This window comes from Microbispora sp. CA-135349 (assembly GCF_050947365.1).
Lineage (GTDB): Bacteria > Actinomycetota > Actinomycetes > Streptosporangiales > Streptosporangiaceae > Microbispora.
Genome location: NZ_CP192001.1, coordinates 1,659,301 through 1,677,881, shown reverse-complemented (window position 1 = coordinate 1,677,881; position 18,581 = coordinate 1,659,301). Strand labels below are relative to the sequence as shown.

General features: G+C 71.8%; 18 protein-coding genes. 7 read left to right on the top strand and 11 right to left on the bottom strand.

The window, feature by feature from the left end; all coding sequences use genetic code 11:
* Window positions 1-5 precede the first annotated feature (5 nt).
* A complete protein-coding gene (locus ACQPZZ_RS08170; protein WP_432930381.1) occupies window positions 6-761 on the bottom strand; it encodes an SDR family NAD(P)-dependent oxidoreductase in 756 nt (251 codons plus the stop codon).
* A gap of 137 nt (window positions 762-898) precedes the next feature.
* Here ACQPZZ_RS08170 and ACQPZZ_RS08165 point away from each other — a divergent pair, with 137 nt between their 5' ends.
* Window positions 899-1,759 carry a helix-turn-helix domain-containing protein gene (locus ACQPZZ_RS08165; RefSeq protein WP_432930379.1) on the top strand — a complete coding sequence of 287 codons (861 nt, stop codon included), beginning with the start codon at window positions 899-901 and terminating at the stop codon, window positions 1,757-1,759.
* Window positions 1,760-1,911: 152 nt separating this feature from the next.
* Window positions 1,912-2,226: a GNAT family N-acetyltransferase gene (locus ACQPZZ_RS08160; RefSeq protein WP_432930377.1), complete on the top strand. Its 315-nt coding sequence runs from the start codon at window positions 1,912-1,914 to the stop codon at window positions 2,224-2,226.
* 460 nt (window positions 2,227-2,686) lie between these two features.
* Here the strand turns inward: ACQPZZ_RS08160 and ACQPZZ_RS08155 are convergent, their stop codons facing one another.
* From ACQPZZ_RS08155 to ACQPZZ_RS08145, 3 genes are all read right to left on the bottom strand, one after another.
* Window positions 2,687-3,100: a prevent-host-death protein gene (locus ACQPZZ_RS08155; RefSeq protein ID WP_363645986.1), complete on the bottom strand. Its 414-nt coding sequence runs from the start codon at window positions 3,098-3,100 to the stop codon at window positions 2,687-2,689.
* An 85-nt stretch (window positions 3,101-3,185) separates the two neighbouring features.
* Window positions 3,186-3,998, bottom strand: a complete 813-nt coding sequence (locus tag ACQPZZ_RS08150) for an alpha/beta fold hydrolase (RefSeq protein WP_432930375.1) — start codon at window positions 3,996-3,998, stop codon at window positions 3,186-3,188.
* An 8-nt stretch (window positions 3,999-4,006) separates the two neighbouring features.
* Window positions 4,007-4,585: a GNAT family N-acetyltransferase gene (locus ACQPZZ_RS08145; protein WP_432930373.1), complete on the bottom strand. Its 579-nt coding sequence runs from the start codon at window positions 4,583-4,585 to the stop codon at window positions 4,007-4,009.
* A 275-nt stretch (window positions 4,586-4,860) separates the two neighbouring features.
* On the opposite strand from ACQPZZ_RS08145, the gene ACQPZZ_RS08140 reads away from it, so the two are divergent.
* Window positions 4,861-5,490, top strand: coding sequence for a DUF4328 domain-containing protein (locus ACQPZZ_RS08140; protein ID WP_432934314.1), 630 nt, complete (start codon window positions 4,861-4,863; stop codon window positions 5,488-5,490).
* A 4-nt stretch (window positions 5,491-5,494) separates the two neighbouring features.
* Here the strand turns inward: ACQPZZ_RS08140 and ACQPZZ_RS08135 are convergent, their stop codons facing one another.
* From ACQPZZ_RS08135 to ACQPZZ_RS08125, 3 genes are all read right to left on the bottom strand, one after another.
* Entirely contained in the window at window positions 5,495-6,100 is a 606-nt protein-coding gene (locus tag ACQPZZ_RS08135; protein WP_432930371.1) for a response regulator transcription factor, read from the bottom strand.
* Window positions 6,097-7,263 (bottom strand): sensor histidine kinase, encoded by a 1,167-nt coding sequence (locus tag ACQPZZ_RS08130; protein WP_432930369.1) that lies wholly within the window; start codon window positions 7,261-7,263, stop codon window positions 6,097-6,099. The genes ACQPZZ_RS08135 and ACQPZZ_RS08130 overlap by 4 nt, the downstream gene beginning before the upstream one ends.
* Window positions 7,264-7,365: 102 nt before the next feature.
* Window positions 7,366-8,517 carry a hypothetical protein gene (locus ACQPZZ_RS08125; protein WP_432930367.1) on the bottom strand — a complete coding sequence of 384 codons (1,152 nt, stop codon included), beginning with the start codon at window positions 8,515-8,517 and terminating at the stop codon, window positions 7,366-7,368.
* Between the two features lie 44 nt (window positions 8,518-8,561).
* On the opposite strand from ACQPZZ_RS08125, the gene ACQPZZ_RS08120 reads away from it, so the two are divergent.
* On the top strand, window positions 8,562-9,131 hold the full coding sequence (locus tag ACQPZZ_RS08120) for a TetR/AcrR family transcriptional regulator (RefSeq protein WP_432930365.1): 570 nt from the start codon (window positions 8,562-8,564) through the stop codon (window positions 9,129-9,131).
* Here the strand turns inward: ACQPZZ_RS08120 and ACQPZZ_RS08115 are convergent.
* A complete protein-coding gene (locus ACQPZZ_RS08115; RefSeq protein ID WP_432930363.1) occupies window positions 9,128-9,850 on the bottom strand; it encodes an ABC transporter permease in 723 nt (240 codons plus the stop codon). The two genes, ACQPZZ_RS08120 and ACQPZZ_RS08115, sit on opposite strands and share 4 nt — an antisense overlap.
* The gene (locus ACQPZZ_RS08110; RefSeq protein ID WP_432930361.1) at window positions 9,847-10,758 is read right to left on the bottom strand and encodes an ABC transporter ATP-binding protein; all 912 of its coding nucleotides are present in this window, start codon (window positions 10,756-10,758) and stop codon (window positions 9,847-9,849) included. The genes ACQPZZ_RS08115 and ACQPZZ_RS08110 overlap by 4 nt, the downstream gene beginning before the upstream one ends.
* A 340-nt stretch (window positions 10,759-11,098) precedes the next feature.
* Between ACQPZZ_RS08110 and ACQPZZ_RS08105 the strand changes: the two genes are divergently transcribed.
* From ACQPZZ_RS08105 to ACQPZZ_RS08095, 3 genes are all read left to right on the top strand, one after another.
* The gene (locus tag ACQPZZ_RS08105; protein WP_432930359.1) at window positions 11,099-12,439 is read left to right on the top strand and encodes an endo-1,4-beta-xylanase; all 1,341 of its coding nucleotides are present in this window, start codon (window positions 11,099-11,101) and stop codon (window positions 12,437-12,439) included.
* Between the two features lie 114 nt (window positions 12,440-12,553).
* Window positions 12,554-13,570, top strand: coding sequence for an ATP-binding cassette domain-containing protein (locus tag ACQPZZ_RS08100; protein ID WP_432930357.1), 1,017 nt, complete (start codon window positions 12,554-12,556; stop codon window positions 13,568-13,570).
* Complete coding sequence (locus tag ACQPZZ_RS08095) at window positions 13,567-14,412, top strand: ABC transporter permease (protein ID WP_432930355.1); 846 nt, start codon at window positions 13,567-13,569, stop codon at window positions 14,410-14,412. Before ACQPZZ_RS08100 ends, ACQPZZ_RS08095 begins: the two co-directional genes overlap by 4 nt.
* A gap of 7 nt (window positions 14,413-14,419) precedes the next feature.
* On the opposite strand, the gene ACQPZZ_RS08090 is transcribed toward ACQPZZ_RS08095, so the two are convergent.
* Together ACQPZZ_RS08090 and ACQPZZ_RS08085 are read right to left on the bottom strand one after the other, a co-directional pair.
* The gene (locus ACQPZZ_RS08090; protein ID WP_432930353.1) at window positions 14,420-17,689 is read right to left on the bottom strand and encodes an ATP-binding protein; all 3,270 of its coding nucleotides are present in this window, start codon (window positions 17,687-17,689) and stop codon (window positions 14,420-14,422) included.
* Window positions 17,690-17,762: 73 nt separating this feature from the next.
* Window positions 17,763-18,569, bottom strand: a complete 807-nt coding sequence (locus tag ACQPZZ_RS08085; protein WP_432930351.1) for an alpha/beta fold hydrolase — start codon at window positions 18,567-18,569, stop codon at window positions 17,763-17,765.
* Between the last annotated feature and the right edge of the window lie 12 nt (window positions 18,570-18,581).

Here is an 18,581-nt window from a genome sequence, read left to right as displayed (position 1 = left end):
CCCGGTCAGACCCCGCCGGTCACCTTGATGGCCTGGCCGGTGATGCCGGTGTTGGCGGTCGAGCCCAGGTAGACGACGGCGTTCGCGACCTCGGCCGCGTCGAGCAGGCGGCCGATCGGTGCCCGCGCGCTGTAGTGCCCGCCCCACTGCTCGGCCATCGCGACGTTGGTCTCGGTCCTGGTGAAGCCGGGCATGACGACGTTGGACAGGATGTCTCCGTCTTTCCCGAGCCCGAACGCGACGGACCTGCTGAAACCGTGCAGTGCCGCCTTGGCCGCGCCGTAGTACTCCCCACCGGGCATGCCGTCGACCGCGACGCTCGACGAGACGTGCACCATCCGGCCCCATCGGCGCTCCCGCATGGACGGCACGACCGCCCGGCTGAGCCGCAGCGCGCCCTCGACGTTGGCCCGGACGACCTTCTGCCACCTCTCGTCCGGCACCGCCTCGAAGGGGAGATTCGGCTCCGGCTCGGCGGCGCCCCAGTGCACGGCGTTGTTGACCAGCACGTCGATCCGGCCGGACCACTCCAGCACGGTCTCGACCAGGCCGCGGGCCGATCCTTCGTCGTCCAGCGCGTACGGCGCGACGAGCGAGCGTCCGTCGATTTCCTTGGCGAGCAGCTCCGCGCCCGCATGGGCCTGGTGATAGGTGAGCACCACGTCGGCCCCTTCGGCGGCGAAGCCACGGGCGATCTCGCGGCCGATGCCGCCGGAGGCCCCCGTCACGATGACCGTACGGCCGGTGAGTCCCAGATCCATGTCGACGCTCCTCGAATCAGTAAAACCGCGAACAGGACCGAGAATCCGGCGACGGGGACCGCTGCAGGGAGACCGGGCCGAGACTGGCCCCCGCAGGGCCACGATCGGGAACGAGGCCGCTCGGTAGCCTGCGAACCGTGAGCGACAACACTTTGGGCGAGTTCCTGCGGGCCCGCCGCGAGGCCGTCACCCCCGCCGAGGTCGGGCTGCCCGGCGGCGGACGGCGCCGCACCCCCGGCCTTCGCCGTTCCGAACTGGCCACGCTCGCCGGGATCAGCGTCGAATACCTCACCCGGCTGGAGCAGGGGCGTGACCGTCACCCCTCGGTGCCCGTGCTCGCCGCCCTCGCCGACGCGTTGCGCCTGTCCGCCGACGACCGCCTCCATCTGCTCCACCACTTCAAGGCGGCCGACGGCGCCGGTCGGCTCGTCGGCCCGTGCCAGGGACCGCCCACGCAGTCGGTCCGTCCCACCATCCGGGCACTGCTCGACCGGCTCGAGCCCGCCCCGGCGTTAGTGATCAACCGGCTCGGTGATGTGCTCGCTCACACGAACGGCTACGAACGGCTCGCCGGTCCCATCGGGGTGTTGGACATCCGGCCGGCCAACCTGGTGCGGTACGTCTTCGCCGATCCCCGGGCCAGAGCCGCCTATCCGGAGTGGGACCGCGTGGCCGACGAGCGGCTCGCCGGGCTGAAACTGGGCGTCTCCCGCGAGGATCCGCACATCGCGCATCTCGTCGACGAACTGACCCTCGCCGTCGGCGCTCCCTTCACCGACCGGCTGACGTCTCCGCCCGGCCCGTCCAGGCGTACCGGACTCGAACGGCTCGCGCATCCGGAGGCGGGCGAACTACGGCTGGCCTACGAGACCCTCGGCCTGTCCGGCGACGACAGCGAACTCCTGATCGTCTATCTCCCCGCGGACGACGTCACCGCCGCCAGGCTCGACCGTCTCACCGGCCGTCACCCCGGCTCCCTCCGCGCCGTCACCGGATGATGATCTTCGCGCTAGTGTCGAAGAGCATCGACGGGAGGCGGCACGGTGAGCGCACTTGAGGTACGACTACGGCCGGTGACAGAGGACGACCTCGTCATGTTCCGACGGTTCGTCACGGAGCCGGGATTGATCGGCCTCGACTGGGCGGCCTGGTGAGCTGGTCGGCGCGAGGCTTCGGCGTTTCCCGCTACTGGGAGATAGGGATCGGCCTGCTTCCGGACTGGCGCGGGCGTGGAATCGGCTGGCGCGCTCAGGCGATGCTGTGCGACTACCTGTTCACTCACACCCCTGTCGAGCGCATCGAGGCGGCCACCCATCCGGAGAACATCGCGGAGCAGAAGTCGCTGGAGAAGGCCGGCTTCACGCTGGAGGGCGTCCTGCGCGCGGTGGAGTTCCGTGCCGGTCAGTGGCGTGACGGCTGGATGTACAGCAGGCTGCGCAGCGATCCGTACCCGCTCAATCCGTGAGCGGACGGCGACCGCCGCCGTCCCGTCTCCTGATCGGGCTACGAGCCTTCCGACCAGAAGAGTTGGAGTCGTGCAAGAGCCTGGTCCTTCGACATCCCCGCGACCTCGGCGTCGGTAAGCCCCACCCGGTGAATGAGGAGGTGCACGAGATCCGCGGGAAGCGCCTTCGGTGGTATCTGAGAGCCGCCCCTGTCGGGCACGACCCCGTCTCGGACACAGCCCCAGAACTCCTCCTCGGAGACCTGGAGCTGGTCCCGCAGGATATGAGCCCAAAGGCTGGGCCCATAGGTCGTACGGTCAGGCGGATGTGAGATTCGCGTCCGCAGGATGCCGCCCGCAGGAAGGTCGAGCTCATACGTGACGTGATGGGTGCCCGTCCGTCCCCTGGCGTCCCGGATTCGCCGCCAGCCCTCGGCCTTGCAGAAGCGCTCGTGATCCTCTCGGGTCGGCTGGGGCCACGTCATGGAGCTACTCCGGTCAGCCACTCCCGTAGCTGGTCGTCGCTGCTCAGGCAGATCATCTGCACGAGACCCCAGTTGTCCCTGTGGTTGGCCGCGTTCAACAGGTGGTCCTGCCAGTCCTCGGCGTACTCCCGGAGGGCGTCGATCATCTCGTCGATGGCCTCGTCGAACGTCCGCCCGTCGGCAGCGACCGGCAATCCCGGAATGAACACCGACCATCCGCCATCCTCGGGCACCACTTGCGCATGGGATGGGCACACCCGGGTGAGGAAGTAACGGAGGCGCTCGCCGTCCACCACAGCAGCGGTCCGGTCATCACGGCTGACGGTCGCGCTGCGGCCTCGCTCCGCCGCGTCCAGAAGCTCCTTCAACTTCGCGCGAGCCTCGGTGTAGCTGGCGAAATGCACTCCCATACCAATCCCCTTCGCTCTCCCTCAGTATCCGATCCGCCGTCAGGTACGTCAAGTACGTGAAGTACTTAGCTCATGGCTTCGGCGTTCAGGCCGGGCGGTGCTCGTTCACCCGGTCGAGCCATTCGGTGATGAGCGCGGCGAACAGCCCGGACTGCTCGTGCGGCAGCGCGTGGCCGGCGCGGTCAAGGACGGCGTACGTGGCGCGCGGATACCGCTTCACCAGCTCCCACGCACCGGCGTACCCCACGGTGGCGTCCTGGCGCCCGGCGAGGATCAGAGCCGGGCCCGTGTACGGAGGGGTGTCCGCGGGAGCGTCGCTCAGCCGCCATCGTTCGAACACCCGCCCCAGGCCATCCCGGTCGACGAGGGGCAGGGCCGGAGCCACGTACTCCCGGAATCGCTCGACAGTGGCGGGCGTCTGCACCACGAAATAGTCCCGGAACTGGGCCTGCTCGGCAGGATCCAGCACATCGGCCACGTCGACCGAGGCATGTAGCACCGCGTGCGGGGGCACGTCGCGCGTCTCCTCGCCGAGTGGGCAGATCAGCGCCAGTCCCGCGACCTGGGCCGGCCGCCGGTCGGCGATGGCCGCGGCGAGATACCCGCCGAAGGAGTGGCCGACGACCGCGAACTCCTCGTCGCCGACGACGGCGTCGATCAGGCCGAGCAGGAGATCGAGGACGTCGTCGGAGCCACGCAACCAGTCCGGCACCGGAGTGCGTCCCATTCCCGGCAGGTCCGGGTAGACGCGCCGATAACCGGGCCGGTCGCGGAACACCGGCTCCAGCGCGCCGGCCATCTCGCGATGGTCGACCCCCGCGCCGTGCAACGCCACCACCGGGAGTCCGCTTCCGTGTTCGGCGTAATGCACCCTCACGCCGCCGACCTCTGCCTCCATTGCGACAACTATCGCGCTTTGGCAGCTCGGGAGGCGAGCCACTGCTCTCGGGTGATCGCGTACTCGACCTCACCGAGATCACTGCCGGGGAGCGGTTCTTCCCAGTCCGCGTGGAACGTGCGGACGTACCGCATGCCGATCGCGGTCATCGTGGCACGGGAAGCGGTGTTGACCGCCATGGTTTCAGCGAAGACGCGGGTCAGCCCGAGATCTTCGAATCCGTGGCGGAGAAGCTCGCGGGCTCCTTCACTGGCCAGGCCCTGACGCCAGTAGCGGCGCAGGAGCCGGTAGCCGAGCTCGGCCTGCCCTTCGACCGGGCCCTGGTCGGGACGCTCGGGCGGCTGCAGGATCCACCAGCCGACGAACTGCCCGTCCATGAAACCCGCCCAGAAGCCGAGCCCCGCAACGCGCTCCGCGGCGGCGAGCCGCCGGCGGTGAAAGTTGTCGACCTCCTCACGGCTGCGTGCCCGGCCGGCGAGGTAACGCATGACTTCGGGATCGGCGTCCAGCTCGACCTCGTGTTCCAGGTGCTCGTCGGACAGCGGGACGAGTGTGATGCGGTCGGTGCGCAGTGTCGCCTGAGACATGCGACGCATTATCGCGCTCCCGCCACCCGCCGGTCATTCGCTTTTCGGTCGGAAGGCGGCGGCAGTAATGGCCGCCGAGCGGCTCCGGAGAAATTCCGAATTTCCCGATTCCGACGCGATCACAGAATCATCCCAGGTGAGAAACGCGGACAATCGAATTCCGCTCCTTATTGGATGATGAATCGTCGGCCTATTTCGAGGAGTCTTTTGTGTATCCCACACCACCGTCCGCTCCCCTGCAACCCATAAGGGGCCTGGGCACGGCGGCCGTCGTGATGCTAGCCGTCGATTCCCTGATGTGCCTGATCGCCTCGGCCGTCGACGCGCAGCGGGTCGTGCTCGTCGACAGGTTCCAGGCCGACACGGATTCCGTCCCCCTCAGCGACCTCGAAGCCAATGACGCGCTTTACAGCCTGTCCGGCCTGGTGGGGACCGTCGTCTATCTCGCCACCGCCGTCATGTTCCTGGTCTGGCTGTTCCGCGCCCGCGCGAACGCCGAGACGCTGAGCCCGTGGCCGCACCGGCGGGCCAGGCCCTGGCTGATCTTCGGGTGGATAGTGCCGATCGTCAACTTCTGGTTTCCGAAACAAATCGTCGACGACATCTGGACATCGTCCGAGCCCTATGCGATCGAAGGGACCGGGAGTTTCGCGACCGCCCGCCGTTCCGGCCTCGTCTGGGCCTGGTGGCTGGCATGGCTGGTCGCCGTCATCATGGCGAGGATCGTGAGCCGGCAGTACGCGAATGCCGAGGAGCTGCCGGAGATCCGCGACGCCGCCGTTTTCGACATCGTCGCCAACGTCCTGACCATCGGCGCGGCCGCCCTGGCCGTCGCGGTCGTCCTGGCGATCACCCGCTTCCAGGAGGACCGCCGTCACACCGCGTCCTTGCCGTACACGGTGTGAGCCTCTAGAGCCAGCCCTGCTCCTCGGCTATCAGGGCGGCCTCGGCGCGGGTGCCGGCGCCGGTCTTGCCGATGGCCGCCGACAGGTGGTTGCGTACGGTCCCGGCGGACAGGTGCAGGCTCCGGGCGATCTCCGCCACCGTGCCGCCCTGCCGGGCCGCGCGCAGCACGTCGCGTTCCCGCCCCGTGAGCGGGCTCGCCCCGCTGGCGAGCGACTCGGCGGCCAGGGCGGGATCGACCACGCGCAGGCCCGCGTGGACCCGGCGCACCGTGTCGACCAGGTGCTCGGGTGGCGCGTCCTTCACCACGAAGCCCGAGGCGCCGTTCTCCATCGCGCGGGCGAAGTAGCCCGGCCTCCCGAAGGTCGTGCAGATCACCACCCGGCAGGACGGCAGCGCGGCGCGCAGGTCGGCGGTGACCTCCAGCCCGTCCTTGCCCGGCATCTGCACGTCCACCAGCGCCACGTCCGGCCGGCTGCGCCGCGCCGCCTCGACGACCTCCTCGCCCGTGCCGACCTGGGCGACCACCTCGATGTCAGGCTCCAGCGCGAGCATCGCCGCCAGCGCACCCCGTACGAGCGCCTGGTCGTCCGCCAGCAAGACCCTGATCATGTGCGGCTCGCCCGCAGCCGGAAGCCACCGGGAGGCAGCGGACCCGCCTCGATCCGCCCGCCCACGGCGCGCAGCCGTTCGGCCAGCCCGGAAAGGCCGTTGCCCGGCGCCGCCGCGCGTCGCCCGGGGCCGTTGTCGCGGATCTCCAGCCAGTCGTCTCCGAACAGCACCTCGCACCGCGTGGCGCCGCTGTGCCGGATCACGTTGGTGACCCCCTCTCTCAGGACGTACGCGAAGGGCTCGGCCAGGTCGGCCGGGACGTGGCCCGCGGACGGCGGCAGGGCGGCGGTGATCCCGGCGGCCCGCAGCGCCGCGCGGGCGCCCGCGAGCTCGGCGGCGAGGGAGGGCCGGCGGCGGCCGGCCACGGTGAGGCGCACCTCGCTGTGCGCCTGGCGCGACAGCCGCTCGACGTCGCGCAGCTCGGCCACCGCGCGTTCCGGGTCGCCGCCGCTCTCCAGCACCCGGCGGGCGAGGCCACTTTTCACCGTGATCGTGGTGAGGCTGTGCCCGAGCACGTCGTGGAGGTCCCTGGCCAGCCGGTCGCGCTCGGCCGCCGCCGCCAGCGCCTCGATCTCCTCGCGGGCGTGATTGAGCTGGACGACGAGCCGGATCAGCAACGTCACAGCCACCGGGATCACGATCCCGGGCACGAGCCCGCCCAAATGTCCCCAGTCGACGGGACCGGGGGCCGCATGGTGCGTGAGCACCTGAACTGCACAGTGCGCGAGCGCCTGAAGCGCCCAGGTGCCCAGCCCGAGCAGCACCCCCCACCGCGCCGGGAGCAGCCAGGCCGCCACCCCGAGCACGTAGCTGAACACTCCGGTGTGGCCGAGGTAGAGCGGGCCGTTGCGCAGCAGCGCCGCCACGGTCGCCAGCGCGAACAGCGCCCCGACGAGCAGGACCCGCCGCCGGGGCGTCAGGCGGATCCCGGCGATCATGGCGCCCAGCCAGCCCACGGCGTACAGGAGCGTGACGACGCCGATCGCGATCCGCACCGCGACGGCCTCCGGCCGGCCCCGGTCCGGCCGCAGCGCCTCCCACAGCGGCCAGAGCAGCAGGAGCGACAGCACGACGACGCCGCGAACGCGGGCCGTACGGGAGCCCGGTCTCGCCGGGTTCCACATCGGCCAGGCGGCCTGGCCCCACACGCCCTGATCGCCCACGTACGTCACCCTAAAACCTGTCTCGGAAGCTGGTCAGCCGGTCGTCGCCGGACGGGCGAGGCGGAGGGCGGCCTCGTGAAGACGCGGCGTAAGGCAGGAACCTCATGGAGCGGTCCGCGTGGTCACCGGCAGGTACGTTCCGCCACACGCCTCGGCCAGCGACGGGCCGAACAGGGCGGCCGGTGTGTACGCTCCGGGCCGGCCTTCGCCGGACAGCAGGCGGCGCACCACCTCGGCCGGGACGGCGCCGGTGAATTCCTGCGCCTCACCGACGCGCAGCCAGCCCTCCTCGACGGTGCCGTCGGCCCATTCCAGGCGCGCGTGTCCCCAGGAGTGCGGGCGTGGCTGCGGATGGGCCTTGACCTGCACCCGGGCCAGCCGGCGCCGGGCGAAGTCCCGGATCCGGGCGCTGGCCAGCAGCGCGGTGGCCGCAGGCAGGACCACCCGCATCAACGGCGAGGCGGGTGCCTCGCTGGACGCGGCGACGACGTCGGGGGCCCCGCTGGCCCGCTGGGCCGCGACCAGCTCTCCGGACGGCAGGCTCGCGGTGGTGACCCGCTCGCCGTCGGGGAGCACCAGGTGGGCCGGTTCGCCGCCGATGGGCGCCGGTGCGAGCCGGCCGTCCCGGTAACGGCGGCCCCCGTACCGGCGGCCCCCCTCGACCCCGGGGATGCCCTCGACGAGGGTGGCGGCGAACGCCTCGCCGATGGGCCCGGCGGCCACGGCGATCGAGGGCACCATGTCGACCCGTACCCGTACCGGCGCCGGACGGCCGGCGCACAGTTTGACCACGACGCTCTCGGTGGCCGTGACGCCGAACCCGGCCCCGGTCACCAGGCGTCGCCCCGCGGCCGAAGCCGCCTCGTGCAGGCCGAGCACGCCGGTCACGGCGGCCACGTCGTTGGCCAGGTCGACGTAGTCGCCGACGGCCAGGCAGGCGCGTGTGACCGTCGGCGCGGTCGCGGTGAACGGCCCGACCGTGTTGACCACCACGGCCGGTCCCTGCCGGCGGATCTCGCCGGCCATCGCTTCGGCCGAGCCGGCGACCACCGTGCGCGCGCCGCCGGTCCGCGCCGCCGCGGCGGCCAGCCGCTCGGCGTGCCGGCCGACCAGCACCGGCGCCACACCCCTGTGTGCCAGCTGCGCCGCGATCGCTTGGCCGCTGCGGCCGCTGCCGCCCAGGATCCAGACCTCGCCGCCCACGTTGTGCTCCTCTCCGCGGTCACCATCGGTGATGACACGTCGTGTCGTCACACTAATCGATGATGACACGACATGTCATCATCTAGACTGGCCCGGTGAGTAGATGGCGGCCGGACGCGCGCGAGCGCCTACAGCGGGCGGCGCTGGAGCTGTTCACCGAGCAGGGGTTCGCCGCGACGACCGTGCCCGAGATCACCGCCCGGGCGGGCCTGACCACGAGGACCTTCTTCCGTCACTTCGCGGACAAGCGCGAGGTGTTGTTCGCCGGAGACGAGTTCCCCCAGATGGCCGCCCGGCTGCTGGCCGACGCGCCTGCGTCCATGGACCCGATGACGGTGCTCGTGGAGAGCCTGCGCGCCGTGTCCGAGACCCGGTTCGACGGGCGGCGGGCCGAGCTGCGGCAGTTGCGCGCCATCGTCCAGTCCGACGACGGCCTGCGCGAGCGCGACCTGCGCAAGCGCGCCGCCCTGCGGGAGGCGGTCAGGGACGGCTTCGTGCGCCGCGGTCTGGCCCCGCTGACCGCGGCCATGCTCGCCGACACCGGCGTCACCGTGCTGACCGTGGCGCTCGACGAGTGGCTGGAGCGAGACGACGAGCGCACCCTGTTCGAGATCGCCATGGACGCCCTGGAGTCGCTGCGGGCGGCCCTGGCCGTAGGGAGCTAGTTGCGCGCGGCGTGGAGCCGATACCGGACGGCCACGGCGATGCCCAGCACCAGCGTGTACAACGCCAGGATCAGCGCGGCCCGCCCGCCGTCCCCGCTGCCGCCGCCGAAGGCGGTGGCGTGCCCGATCTGGGCGAGCCAGTAGCTCGGCAGGGCCTTGGCCACCGTCGCGAGCGTCTGCGGGAACGTGCTCACCGGGATGAACAGCCCGCCGAGGAAGCTGAGCAGCAGCACCACCGCCCCCTGATACGCCTGCAGGTTCTGCGCGGTGGCGAACTGGCCGATCAGCAGGCCGAGCAGGGCGAACGGCACCGTGCCCGCCCACACGCCGAGCACGGCCAGCGCCCACCCGCCGGCCGACAGGCGCACCCCGCTGACAAGCGCGGCGACCAGTGCCACCCCCGCCACCGGCGGCAGCGCCACGACCATCGCCACCGACGCCTTCGCCAGAAGGTAGCCGACGCCGCTGAGCGGGGTCAGCCGCAACTGGCGCTGCCAGCCGGCGCCGCGCTCCACCGCCGTGCGGGCACCGACGTCGAGCGCCGTCTTCACCGCCCCGAACGCCGCGACGCTGCCCATGACGTACGACGCGGGCAGGCCCATGTCGTCGAAGCGGTCGGCCATCAGGAGATACAGCCCCACCGGCAGGGCGACCGCGAACAGCAGGAACCTGGCGTCGCGCAGCGTCCGCCTGATCTCGAACGCGAGATACCCGGTCATCTGACAACCTCCACAGTTTCGGTGAGACGGAGGAACGCGTCCTCCAGGCCCAGCGCGCCGACCTCGACGTCGCGGGCGTGCGGATAACGGGCCAGCAGTTCCCGCAGGGCCAGGTCGGAGTCGGCGCAGTGCAGCTCGGCCCGGCCGTCGCGGACGTGCGCCGCCGTCACGCCCGGGAGCACGCCCAGGTCCACGGCCCGGGCGCCGGGCACGGTCGCGGTCACCGTACGGCCGGACACCTCGGCCATGACCGCGGACACCGGGCCGTCGGCCACGATGCGGCCCGCGTGCATGAGCACGACCCGGTCCGCGTACGCCTCGGCCTCCTCCAGATAGTGCGTGGAGAACAGCACGGTGCGGCCGGTCTCGGCGAAGGCGTGCATCGACCGCCAGAAGTCGCGCCGGGCCGCCACGTCCATGGCCGCCGTCGGCTCGTCGAGCACCAGCAGGCCGGGGCCGGGCACCAGTGCCATGGCGAACCGGACCCGCTGCTTCTGGCCGCCGGACAGCCGCGCGGCCCGCCGGTCGGCGAGGTCGGCCACCCCGGCGCGGCTCAGCGCCTCCTCCACCGGCAGCGGCGTCCGGTGCAACGACGCGATCAGCGCCACGGTCTCCCTGACGGTCACGTCGTCGAGCAGCGCGCCCTCCTGCGGCAGCACGCCCACCAAGCCGCGGCGCACCGCCTCGCGGGGGGACACGCCGGACACGGCGATCTCCCCGGCGTCCGGGCGGGAGAGCCCGACGACCATGTCGATGGTGGTGGACTTGCCCGCGCCGTTCGGGCCGAGCAGGGCCACCACCTCACCCCGGCCCACGACCAGGTCGACCCCGTCGACCGCACGGGTCTCGCCGTACGTCTTGCGCAGTCCCGCCACGGACAGGGCGGGGGCGCCGTCGTGAATGTCCATGCGGCAAGCCTCCGCCGCCGCCCCGGCGCGTACCTCCGCCGTCTGTCACGACCCGGCCACGACAGATGTCATGGGTCCTGAAACTTTCCCGCCGCGGCTCCGGTCTCTGCCGCGTCGTCCGAGGCCCTTTGCTGCGGCAGGAGCGTATGCGGACGGGTCTTTTCCTTACTGCGGACCCGAGCGTTCATGACTGAGTCTTGTCGACTCGCAACATTTCGGTGAGACTCCGAAACATTCGGTCACGGCGAAGACCAGGATTCTCAGGAGGAAGGACGGACGTCGTGAAACCCCTCGAGGTCATGGCACAACCCGCAGGTCGGCCCTTTCCAGGAGGAGACCGATGATCGGCCGACTCCTCTCCAGCAGCCGAGTCATCCGCCGCACGCTCGTCCTCGGCGCCGTCGCGGCACTGTCGATGGGCCTCGCGATGGCCGAGATCCCCCGAGCGAACGCCGCCGCCGACCCGCCCGGCACCACGCTGGGCGTCGCGGCGGCCCTCAGCGGACGCTACTTCGGCACCGCGATCAACGCGAGCAAGCTCGGCGACACGGCGTACACCACGATCACCGGGCGTGAGTTCGACATGGTGACGCCCGAGAACGAGATGACGATCGACGCCACCGAGCCGTGGCAGGGGCAGTTCGTCTTCACCAACGCCGACCGGGTCGTCGACTGGGCGGTGCGGAACGGCAAGCGGGTGCGCGGCCACGCCCTGCTCTGGCACTCCGGGCAGCCGCAGTGGTTGCTGACCCTCAGCGGCGCCGCGCTGCGCCAGGCGATGACCGACCACATCAACGGCGTGATGGCCCACTACAAGGGCAAGATCTACGCCTGGGACGTGGTGAACGAGGCGTTCGCCGACGGCAGCGGAGCCCGGCGTAACTCGAACTTCCAGCGCACCGGCGACGACTGGATCGAGGCCGCGTTCCGCACCGCGCGGGCCGCCGACCCGGCCGCCAAGCTCTGCTACAACGACTACGCCATCGAGAGCTGGACCTCGGCCAAGACGCAGGCCGTCTACACCATGGTCAAGGACTTCACCTCCCGCGGCGTGCCGATCGACTGCGTCGGCTTCCAGGCCCACCTGAGCAGCGGCAGCGACCCCTATCCCGGCGACTTCCGCACGACGTTGCAGAACTTCGCCGCCCTCGGGGTCGACGTGCAGATCACCGAGCTCGACGTCCCGGGCGCCCCGGCCGCGACGTACGCCGCCGTGGTCGGCGACTGCCTGGCCGTCTCCCGCTGCACCGGTGTCACCGTGTGGGGCGTACGCGACCCCGACTCGTGGCGAAGCGGCGACACCCCGCTGCTGTTCGACGGCGACGGCGACAAGAAGCCGGCGTACACAGCGGTGCTGAACGCCCTCAACGCCGCCGTTCCCGGCGCCTCGCCCAGCCCGACACCGCCCGGCGGGAGTTGCACCGCGACCCTCCTCCCGGGCGCGAAGTGGCCCGCCCGGTACAACCTCGGCGTCACCGTCACCGGTTCGGACCACTGGGTCGTGACCATGACCCTGTCGCGCACCCAGAGCGTCGTCGCGACCTGGAACGTCCGCGCCAGGTGGGACTCCGCGAGGAACGTGCTGACCGCCCGGCCCGGCGGCCACGGCGGCTCCTGGGGCGTGACGATCAAGCACCACGGCAGACCGGCCTTGCCCACGGTCTCCTGCCGTCCCGCCTGACGACCCGCTCCGCAGGGCCCGCTAGATCGGATCTAGCGGGCCCTGCCCCGCGTCTGGCGCCTCTTCTGTGTACGCGGACTGTGTGTACGCGGAACAGAAAGGAGACGGCAGATCATGCGGGACCGGACAACGGACCTGGCGATAGAGACATCGGGCTTGATCAAGACATTCGGCGAGAACCGCGCGGTGGACGGGCTCGACCTGAAGGTGGCCGCGGGCACGGTGTACGGCGTGCTCGGCCCCAACGGGGCGGGGAAGACCACCGCCGTCAAGATGCTGGCGACCCTGCTGCGCCCGGACGGCGGGGAGGCCAGGGTGTTCGGCCACGACGTGCTGCGCGAGCCCGACGCCGTACGCAGCCGGGTGAGCCTAACGGGCCAGTACGCCTCGGTGGACGAGGAGATGACCGGGATGGAGAACCTGGTCCTGCTCGGCAGGCTGCTGGGGCACAGGAAGCCCGCCGCCAAAGACAGGGCCATGGCGCTGCTCGAGGCCTTCGGGCTGACCGAGGCCGCCGGCCGGCAGGTCAAGACCTACTCGGGCGGCATGCGCAGGAGGCTGGACATCGCGGCCAGCATCCTCAACACCCCCGATCTGCTGTTCCTGGACGAGCCCACGACCGGTCTCGACCCCCGCAGCCGCAACCAGGTCTGGGACATCGTCAGGATCGTGGTCGCCCACGGCACCACCGTGCTGCTCACCACGCAGTATCTGGACGAGGCCGACCGGCTGGCCGGGCGCATCGCGGTCATCGACCACGGCAGGGTCATCGCCGAGGGCACTCCGGGCGAGCTGAAGTCGTCGGTCGGCTCGGGGGCGGTGCACGTGCGGTTGCGGAACGCGGCACAGCGGCCTGAGGCGGAGCGCCTGCTGGCCAGGGAGCTGAACGCGTCCGTCCACCTCGAAGCCGATCCGGTGGCCCTGACCACCCGCATCCCCGGCGAGGACGCCGACGCCGGGGCGGAGCGGGCCGCGCGCGCCCTCGCGGCGCTGGCCGCGTCCGGCATCGTCGTCGACTTCTCCCTCGGCCAGCCCAGCCTCGACGAGGTCTTCCTCACGCTGACTGGCGCGCCCGCCACGGACCCCGACGCCCCCGCCACCGACCAGGAGACGCAGGAGACAGCGGCATGAGTGCGACGACCACCGAGACCGGCACGTCCTTCGTCCCCGCGGCCGAGACGCTGGGCGCGGTTCTGGCCCCCGGGGCACGCCCGCCACGCCCCAGCGCGCTGTCGGCCTCGCTGACGTTCGGCTGGCGGGCGATGCTGAAGATCAAGCATGTGCCCGAGCAGCTCTTCGACGTCACCGCGTTTCCGATCATGATGACGCTGATGTTCACCTATCTGTTCGGCGGCGCGCTGGCGGGTTCGCCGACGGAGTACCTGCAGTTCCTGCTGCCGGGCATCATGGTGACGAGCGTCGTGATGATCACGATGTACACCGGGGTCGAGGTCAACAAGGACATCGAGAAGGGCGTTTTCGACCGCTTCCGTACGCTGCCGATCTGGCGGCCGTCGACCATGGTCGGCTATCTGCTCGGCGACGCGTTCCGCTACACGATGGCGGCGACGGTCATCCTCGTGGTCGGCCTGGTGCTGGGCTTCCGCCCGCAGGGCGGCGTCGCCGGCGTGCTGGCCGCGATCGCGCTGCTGGTGGCCTTCTCGTTCGCGTTCTCGTGGATCTGGACGATGTTCGGGCTGCTGCTGCGCAGCGAGAAGTCGGTGATGGGCATCAGCATGCTGGTGCTATTTCCGCTCACCTTCCTCAGCAACGTCTATGTGGACCCGCAGACCATGCCGGGCTGGCTGCAGGCGTTCGTCGGCGTCAACCCCATCTCCCACCTGGTCAGCGCGGCGCGGTCGCTGATGGCGGGCAGCCCGGACACCGGGGAGATCACCTGGGTGCTGGCCTGCGGCGCGGCGTCGATCGTGGTCTTCGGGGCGCTGACCATGCGCCTCTACAACCGCAAGTGAGCGCGGGTCACAGGCGCCAGGTGAGATCGTGCTCGGGCTGGTAGCGGCAGGTGGCGCCGGTGGAGACGGCGGCACGCAGGTGGGCGGCCATCGCGGGATGCAGCCGGTCGAGCTTGCGCAGCACGTCACGGATCCGGGCGGTGACGGCCTTGCGGGCGCGCTCCGCCTCGTCGCCGAGGCGGCGGTCGCGTCCGCCGAGCCCCGAGGCGGAGCGCAGCTCGGCCAGCAGGGCCGCCCGCTCCCGGTCGAACTCGGCCGCCCTGTCGTCGTCTCCCCGCTCGGCCGCCCGGTCGATCTCCTCGTCCAGCAGAGCGAGCCTGCGCCGGTATCGCGCCTTGGCCTCCTCGTCGAGGACCGCGTCGCCGCCCATCGCCCGGGCGGCGACGACGATCTCCCCACCCTCGGGGTCGAGCAGCCGTACGGCGGGCAGGTCGGCTCCGGGACGACTCAGCAGACGGTGCAGGTCGCGCAGTCCCTTGGCGTCGGGCAGGTGGACGGTGTGACCGCCGAACCCCAGGGTCCAGACCGCGCCGTCCCGCCGGAACTCGGCCGGAGGGCCGGCGACAGGACCGGACACAGCGGTGGACACAGGACCGGGCACAGTGGTGGACACAGTGATGGACACAGGACCGGGCGCGGGGCCCCGTGCCCTGAGACGAGCCAGGCGGACGCGCTCCGCGATGTGCCGCATCCCGAGCCGCGCCGCTTCGCCCTCCACGTCGTCGAGCAGCTTCCCGGCCTCCTCCGCGTCGCCCGGACGGCCCCGGCGCAGCAGCGCGTCGCCGAGATGGGCCCGCGCCTCGACGGACCACGGGCGGGCGAGGAGCAGATCGGCCGACTGCCAGGCGGCGGTGAACCCGTCGACCGCCTCGTCCCAGCGCTCCTGCGCCGCGTCGATCAGAGCGCGCTGGAGGATCACCGGGCCGCCGACGTCCCAGCCGTACATCGAGACCGTCCAGTCGCCGAGATACGGCTCGAGCGCGGCCCTGGCCCTCTCGCACAGCTCGGGGTCACGCGACCACGCGGCGACCATGGCCTGGAACCGCAGCCACAGGGGCTGCAGCGAGCGCCCCGGCTCGCCCCTGTCCATGGTGTCGCGCAGGTGGCGCAGTGCGGCGTCGCCGTCTCCCCTGTGCAGCGCGGTCATGGCCTCCAGCAGGCCCGGGCAGGGGTGCCGGCTTCTGCGCAGCGCACGGTGGATCTCGTCCAGGTCGTCGTAGCGGCCCTGGAGCAGCCGCATCGCCCAGCGGTGGTGATCCAGCATGTACGCGAAGTGGTCGTGCCCGTGCTCGAACCCGGCGAGCTCGTCGAGCAGGGTCTCCGCCTGGTCGAAGTCGCCCATGAGGGCGGCGATGATGCTGCGGTCGCTGGCCGTGGCCATGTCGATGCGCGGCAGGTCGGCGCGGCCGCCGAGCGTGACGAACTCGCGGAACTGGCCGAGATAGGCGGGGTCGCCCTGCTCGAGGAGAGCCACCCAGCGCAGCGAGGCGGCGATGCCCTCCATCTCCGCGTCGCCCGTGCGGTGGGCGAGGGTCAGCAGCTCCCCGGTGAGCTCCGCCCTCTCCGGTGCGGTGCCCGGCCCCCAGATGGCGTCGTGGCAGGCCCACAGGCTGAACGCCAGCGCCTCGTCGTCCTCGCCCCGCCGGGCGAGCACGGCCACGTGGATGGCCAGGTCCCGCGCGAGGCGGTCGAGGGAGCGATCGCCGTCGGGGGGCCGCCCGTCGCGGATCAGCTCGTCGTGCGCCTCCCGCAGCAGGTCGGCGCCCAGCGGGCCGCTCTCGCCGAGACAGGTCGCGTAGACGGACAGCGCCACCCGGGCGATCAACTCGGGATCGGCGGCCTCCCGCGCGACGGCGGCCGCCTCCTCGAAGGCACGCCGGCCGCTGTCGCGGTCGTCCCCGTGGTAGAGCTCACGGCCGAGCTCGAGTGCGATCACGACACGCCGGCGATGCTCCCCGGCGCCGGCGACGCGTTCGAGCGCCCTGCGGTAGTGCCCGAGCGCCTCTTCCGCGGCCAGGCGGGCCGCGGCGTCACGGGCCGCGGCGAGCAGCCGGTCCACCGCGTGGAGCGGCTCCACGTGGTCACCGGCGAGGTAGGCGTGACGTGCCATGTCGGCGGGGAGCACATGCTCCGCGAGGCCGGGAGTGCGGTCGACGGCGTGGACGACCGCGGCGTGCCGGCGGGGCGCCGCCCCGTCGTCGAGGGACTCGTAGAGCGCCTGGCGGACCAGGTCGTGCGCGAACGCGAAGACCTCTCCGCCCCTCGCACCCCTCGCCACGACAAGCCGGGCGGCGATCGCCTGGTCGAGCAGCCGCTCCACCTGGAGCACGGGAGCAGCGGTAACGGCGGCCAGCACCCGGCGGTGGAACTCGCGGCCGAGCACCGCGGCCGTGACGAGGAGGTCCACGACGGGCGCGGGCAGCAGGGACAGCCGCCGCATCAGCGTGTCGCGGACGCCGGGGGCGATCGTGGTGACCGAACCGCCGCTGCGCCACAGACGCGCCGTCTGCTCCACGAAGAAGGGGTTGCCGCCGGTGCGGCGGTGCACCTCGGCCACGAGGTCGGCGGACGGTTCGCGCCCCGCCGCGCGGGCCATCAGCGCGCCGACCTCCTCCCGCTCGAGCCCGGTCAGCGACACCGTGGTCGCCCGCGCCGCCAGCGGAAGCACGAGGGGCCGCAGTGGATGGTCGGCCGACTCCACCTCCACGTCCCGGTAGGTGCCGACCAGCAGCACCCGCTCGAACCAGGTGTGCTGGGCCGCGAACTCCAGCAGCCTGAGTGACGCCGTGTCCGCCCAGTGCAGGTCTTCCAGCACGACCACCAGGGGACGATGCTGCGACACCGCGACCAGGGCGCTCGTCACCGCGTCGTACAGCCGGAAACCCTCGGCGGCGTCGGCGCCGGGCGACTCGCCGAGCAGCGCGCCCAGGCCGGCGCCCGCGGCCTCCTCGGCCGCCGCCCATTCTCCGGGCCCGGCGCACCGCCGCATGCTCCGCAGGACCTGCACCCACGGCCAGTACCCCGGGGCGCTGTCGGAGTCCCAGCACGATCCGCCGAGGACCAGCACGCCCAGCCGCCTGGCCTCCTCCGCCGCATCGGCGACGAGCGCGGTCTTGCCGATGCCGGCCTCACCGGCGACCAGGATCAGGCCCCCGTGGCTGCCGACGACCCGTGTGATCTCGGCACGCAGCATCGCGGCAGGATGCTCCCTGCCGATCAGTCCGGTGCCGATCAGTTCGGTGCCCGTCAGCTCAGTGGTCGCGCCGTCGATTCGCATGCCGACTCGAAGGTAACCGCTCGCTCCGACAATTTCCCACCGTCCCGCGTGGGGCGTGTGCGCGGGCAGGCGCTCAGCCGAAGAACTTCGTCAGGATCTGCGCCAGTGCCGCCGGACGCTGCAACACCGCGTGGTCCTCTCCGGGCATCACCGTCAGCTCGGCACCGGGCACGGTCGCCGCGACGGCCTTCGTCCCCTCCGCCAGGTTCGGCGCGGTCCGGTCGCCGTAGACCGCCAGCACCGGCACGCCGACCCCGGCGAGCCGGTCGTACGGCATGACCTGCCAGGGCGCGCTGACCAGCACGTCGTACGGCAGGCTGGGCGCCTTGTCGGCCATGAACGCCCACCCCTCCCCCGCCTTCATCCCGGCGATGACCTCGGTCGGGACCCCGACCGCCTCGTGGAGGAACAGCTCCACCGCGCCGTCGCGGTCTCCCGCGGCCACCAGGGCCTTGAGCCGGTCGTAGATGTCGGCCGCCGGCCTCGGCTGGTTCTCGTCGGCGCAGTACGGCGGCTCGTATACGGCCACCCGGTCGACCGGCAGCCCGCGCATGGCCCCTTCGAGCACGAGGACCGCGCCCGAGGAGTGGCCGAACACCGAGGCCCGGCCGCCCACGTGCTCGATGACGGCCGCCAGGTCGTCGACCTCGTTGGCGACCGAGTAGTCCTCGCTCCTGTCGTCGCTGCCCACCCGGCCGCGCCGGTCGTAGGTCACGACGGTGAACGCCGACGCGAGCTCGGCGGCGAGCCCGGCCACCGTCGAGCGGTCGTTGAACGCGCCGCCGACGAGGATCACCGGCGCGCCCTGACCGGCCGTGTCGACGGCGAGCGTCGTGCCGTCCGTGGACGTGATGTTCGTGGACGTGATGTTCGTGGTCATGTCTTTCCGCCT

Excerpts from the sequence above, each read along its gene's own strand:
- ACQPZZ_RS08170 (WP_432930381.1), bottom strand. The coding sequence starts at position 761 with ATGGATCTGGGACTCACCGGCCGTACGGTCATCGTGACGGGGGCCTCC.
- ACQPZZ_RS08155 (WP_363645986.1), bottom strand. The coding sequence starts at position 3,100 with ATGGGAGTGCATTTCGCCAGCTACACCGAGGCTCGCGCGAAGTTGAAG.
- ACQPZZ_RS08150 (WP_432930375.1), bottom strand. The coding sequence starts at position 3,998 with ATGGAGGCAGAGGTCGGCGGCGTGAGGGTGCATTACGCCGAACACGGA.
- ACQPZZ_RS08145 (WP_432930373.1), bottom strand. The coding sequence starts at position 4,585 with ATGTCTCAGGCGACACTGCGCACCGACCGCATCACACTCGTCCCGCTG.
- ACQPZZ_RS08140 (WP_432934314.1), top strand. The coding sequence starts at position 4,861 with ATGCTAGCCGTCGATTCCCTGATGTGCCTGATCGCCTCGGCCGTCGAC.
- ACQPZZ_RS08135 (WP_432930371.1), bottom strand. The coding sequence starts at position 6,100 with ATGATCAGGGTCTTGCTGGCGGACGACCAGGCGCTCGTACGGGGTGCG.
- ACQPZZ_RS08115 (WP_432930363.1), bottom strand. The coding sequence starts at position 9,850 with ATGACCGGGTATCTCGCGTTCGAGATCAGGCGGACGCTGCGCGACGCC.
- ACQPZZ_RS08110 (WP_432930361.1), bottom strand. The coding sequence starts at position 10,758 with ATGGACATTCACGACGGCGCCCCCGCCCTGTCCGTGGCGGGACTGCGC.
- ACQPZZ_RS08105 (WP_432930359.1), top strand. The coding sequence starts at position 11,099 with ATGATCGGCCGACTCCTCTCCAGCAGCCGAGTCATCCGCCGCACGCTC.
- ACQPZZ_RS08100 (WP_432930357.1), top strand. The coding sequence starts at position 12,554 with ATGCGGGACCGGACAACGGACCTGGCGATAGAGACATCGGGCTTGATC.
- ACQPZZ_RS08095 (WP_432930355.1), top strand. The coding sequence starts at position 13,567 with ATGAGTGCGACGACCACCGAGACCGGCACGTCCTTCGTCCCCGCGGCC.
- ACQPZZ_RS08090 (WP_432930353.1), bottom strand. The coding sequence starts at position 17,689 with ATGCGAATCGACGGCGCGACCACTGAGCTGACGGGCACCGAACTGATC.
- ACQPZZ_RS08085 (WP_432930351.1), bottom strand. The coding sequence starts at position 18,569 with ATGACCACGAACATCACGTCCACGAACATCACGTCCACGGACGGCACG.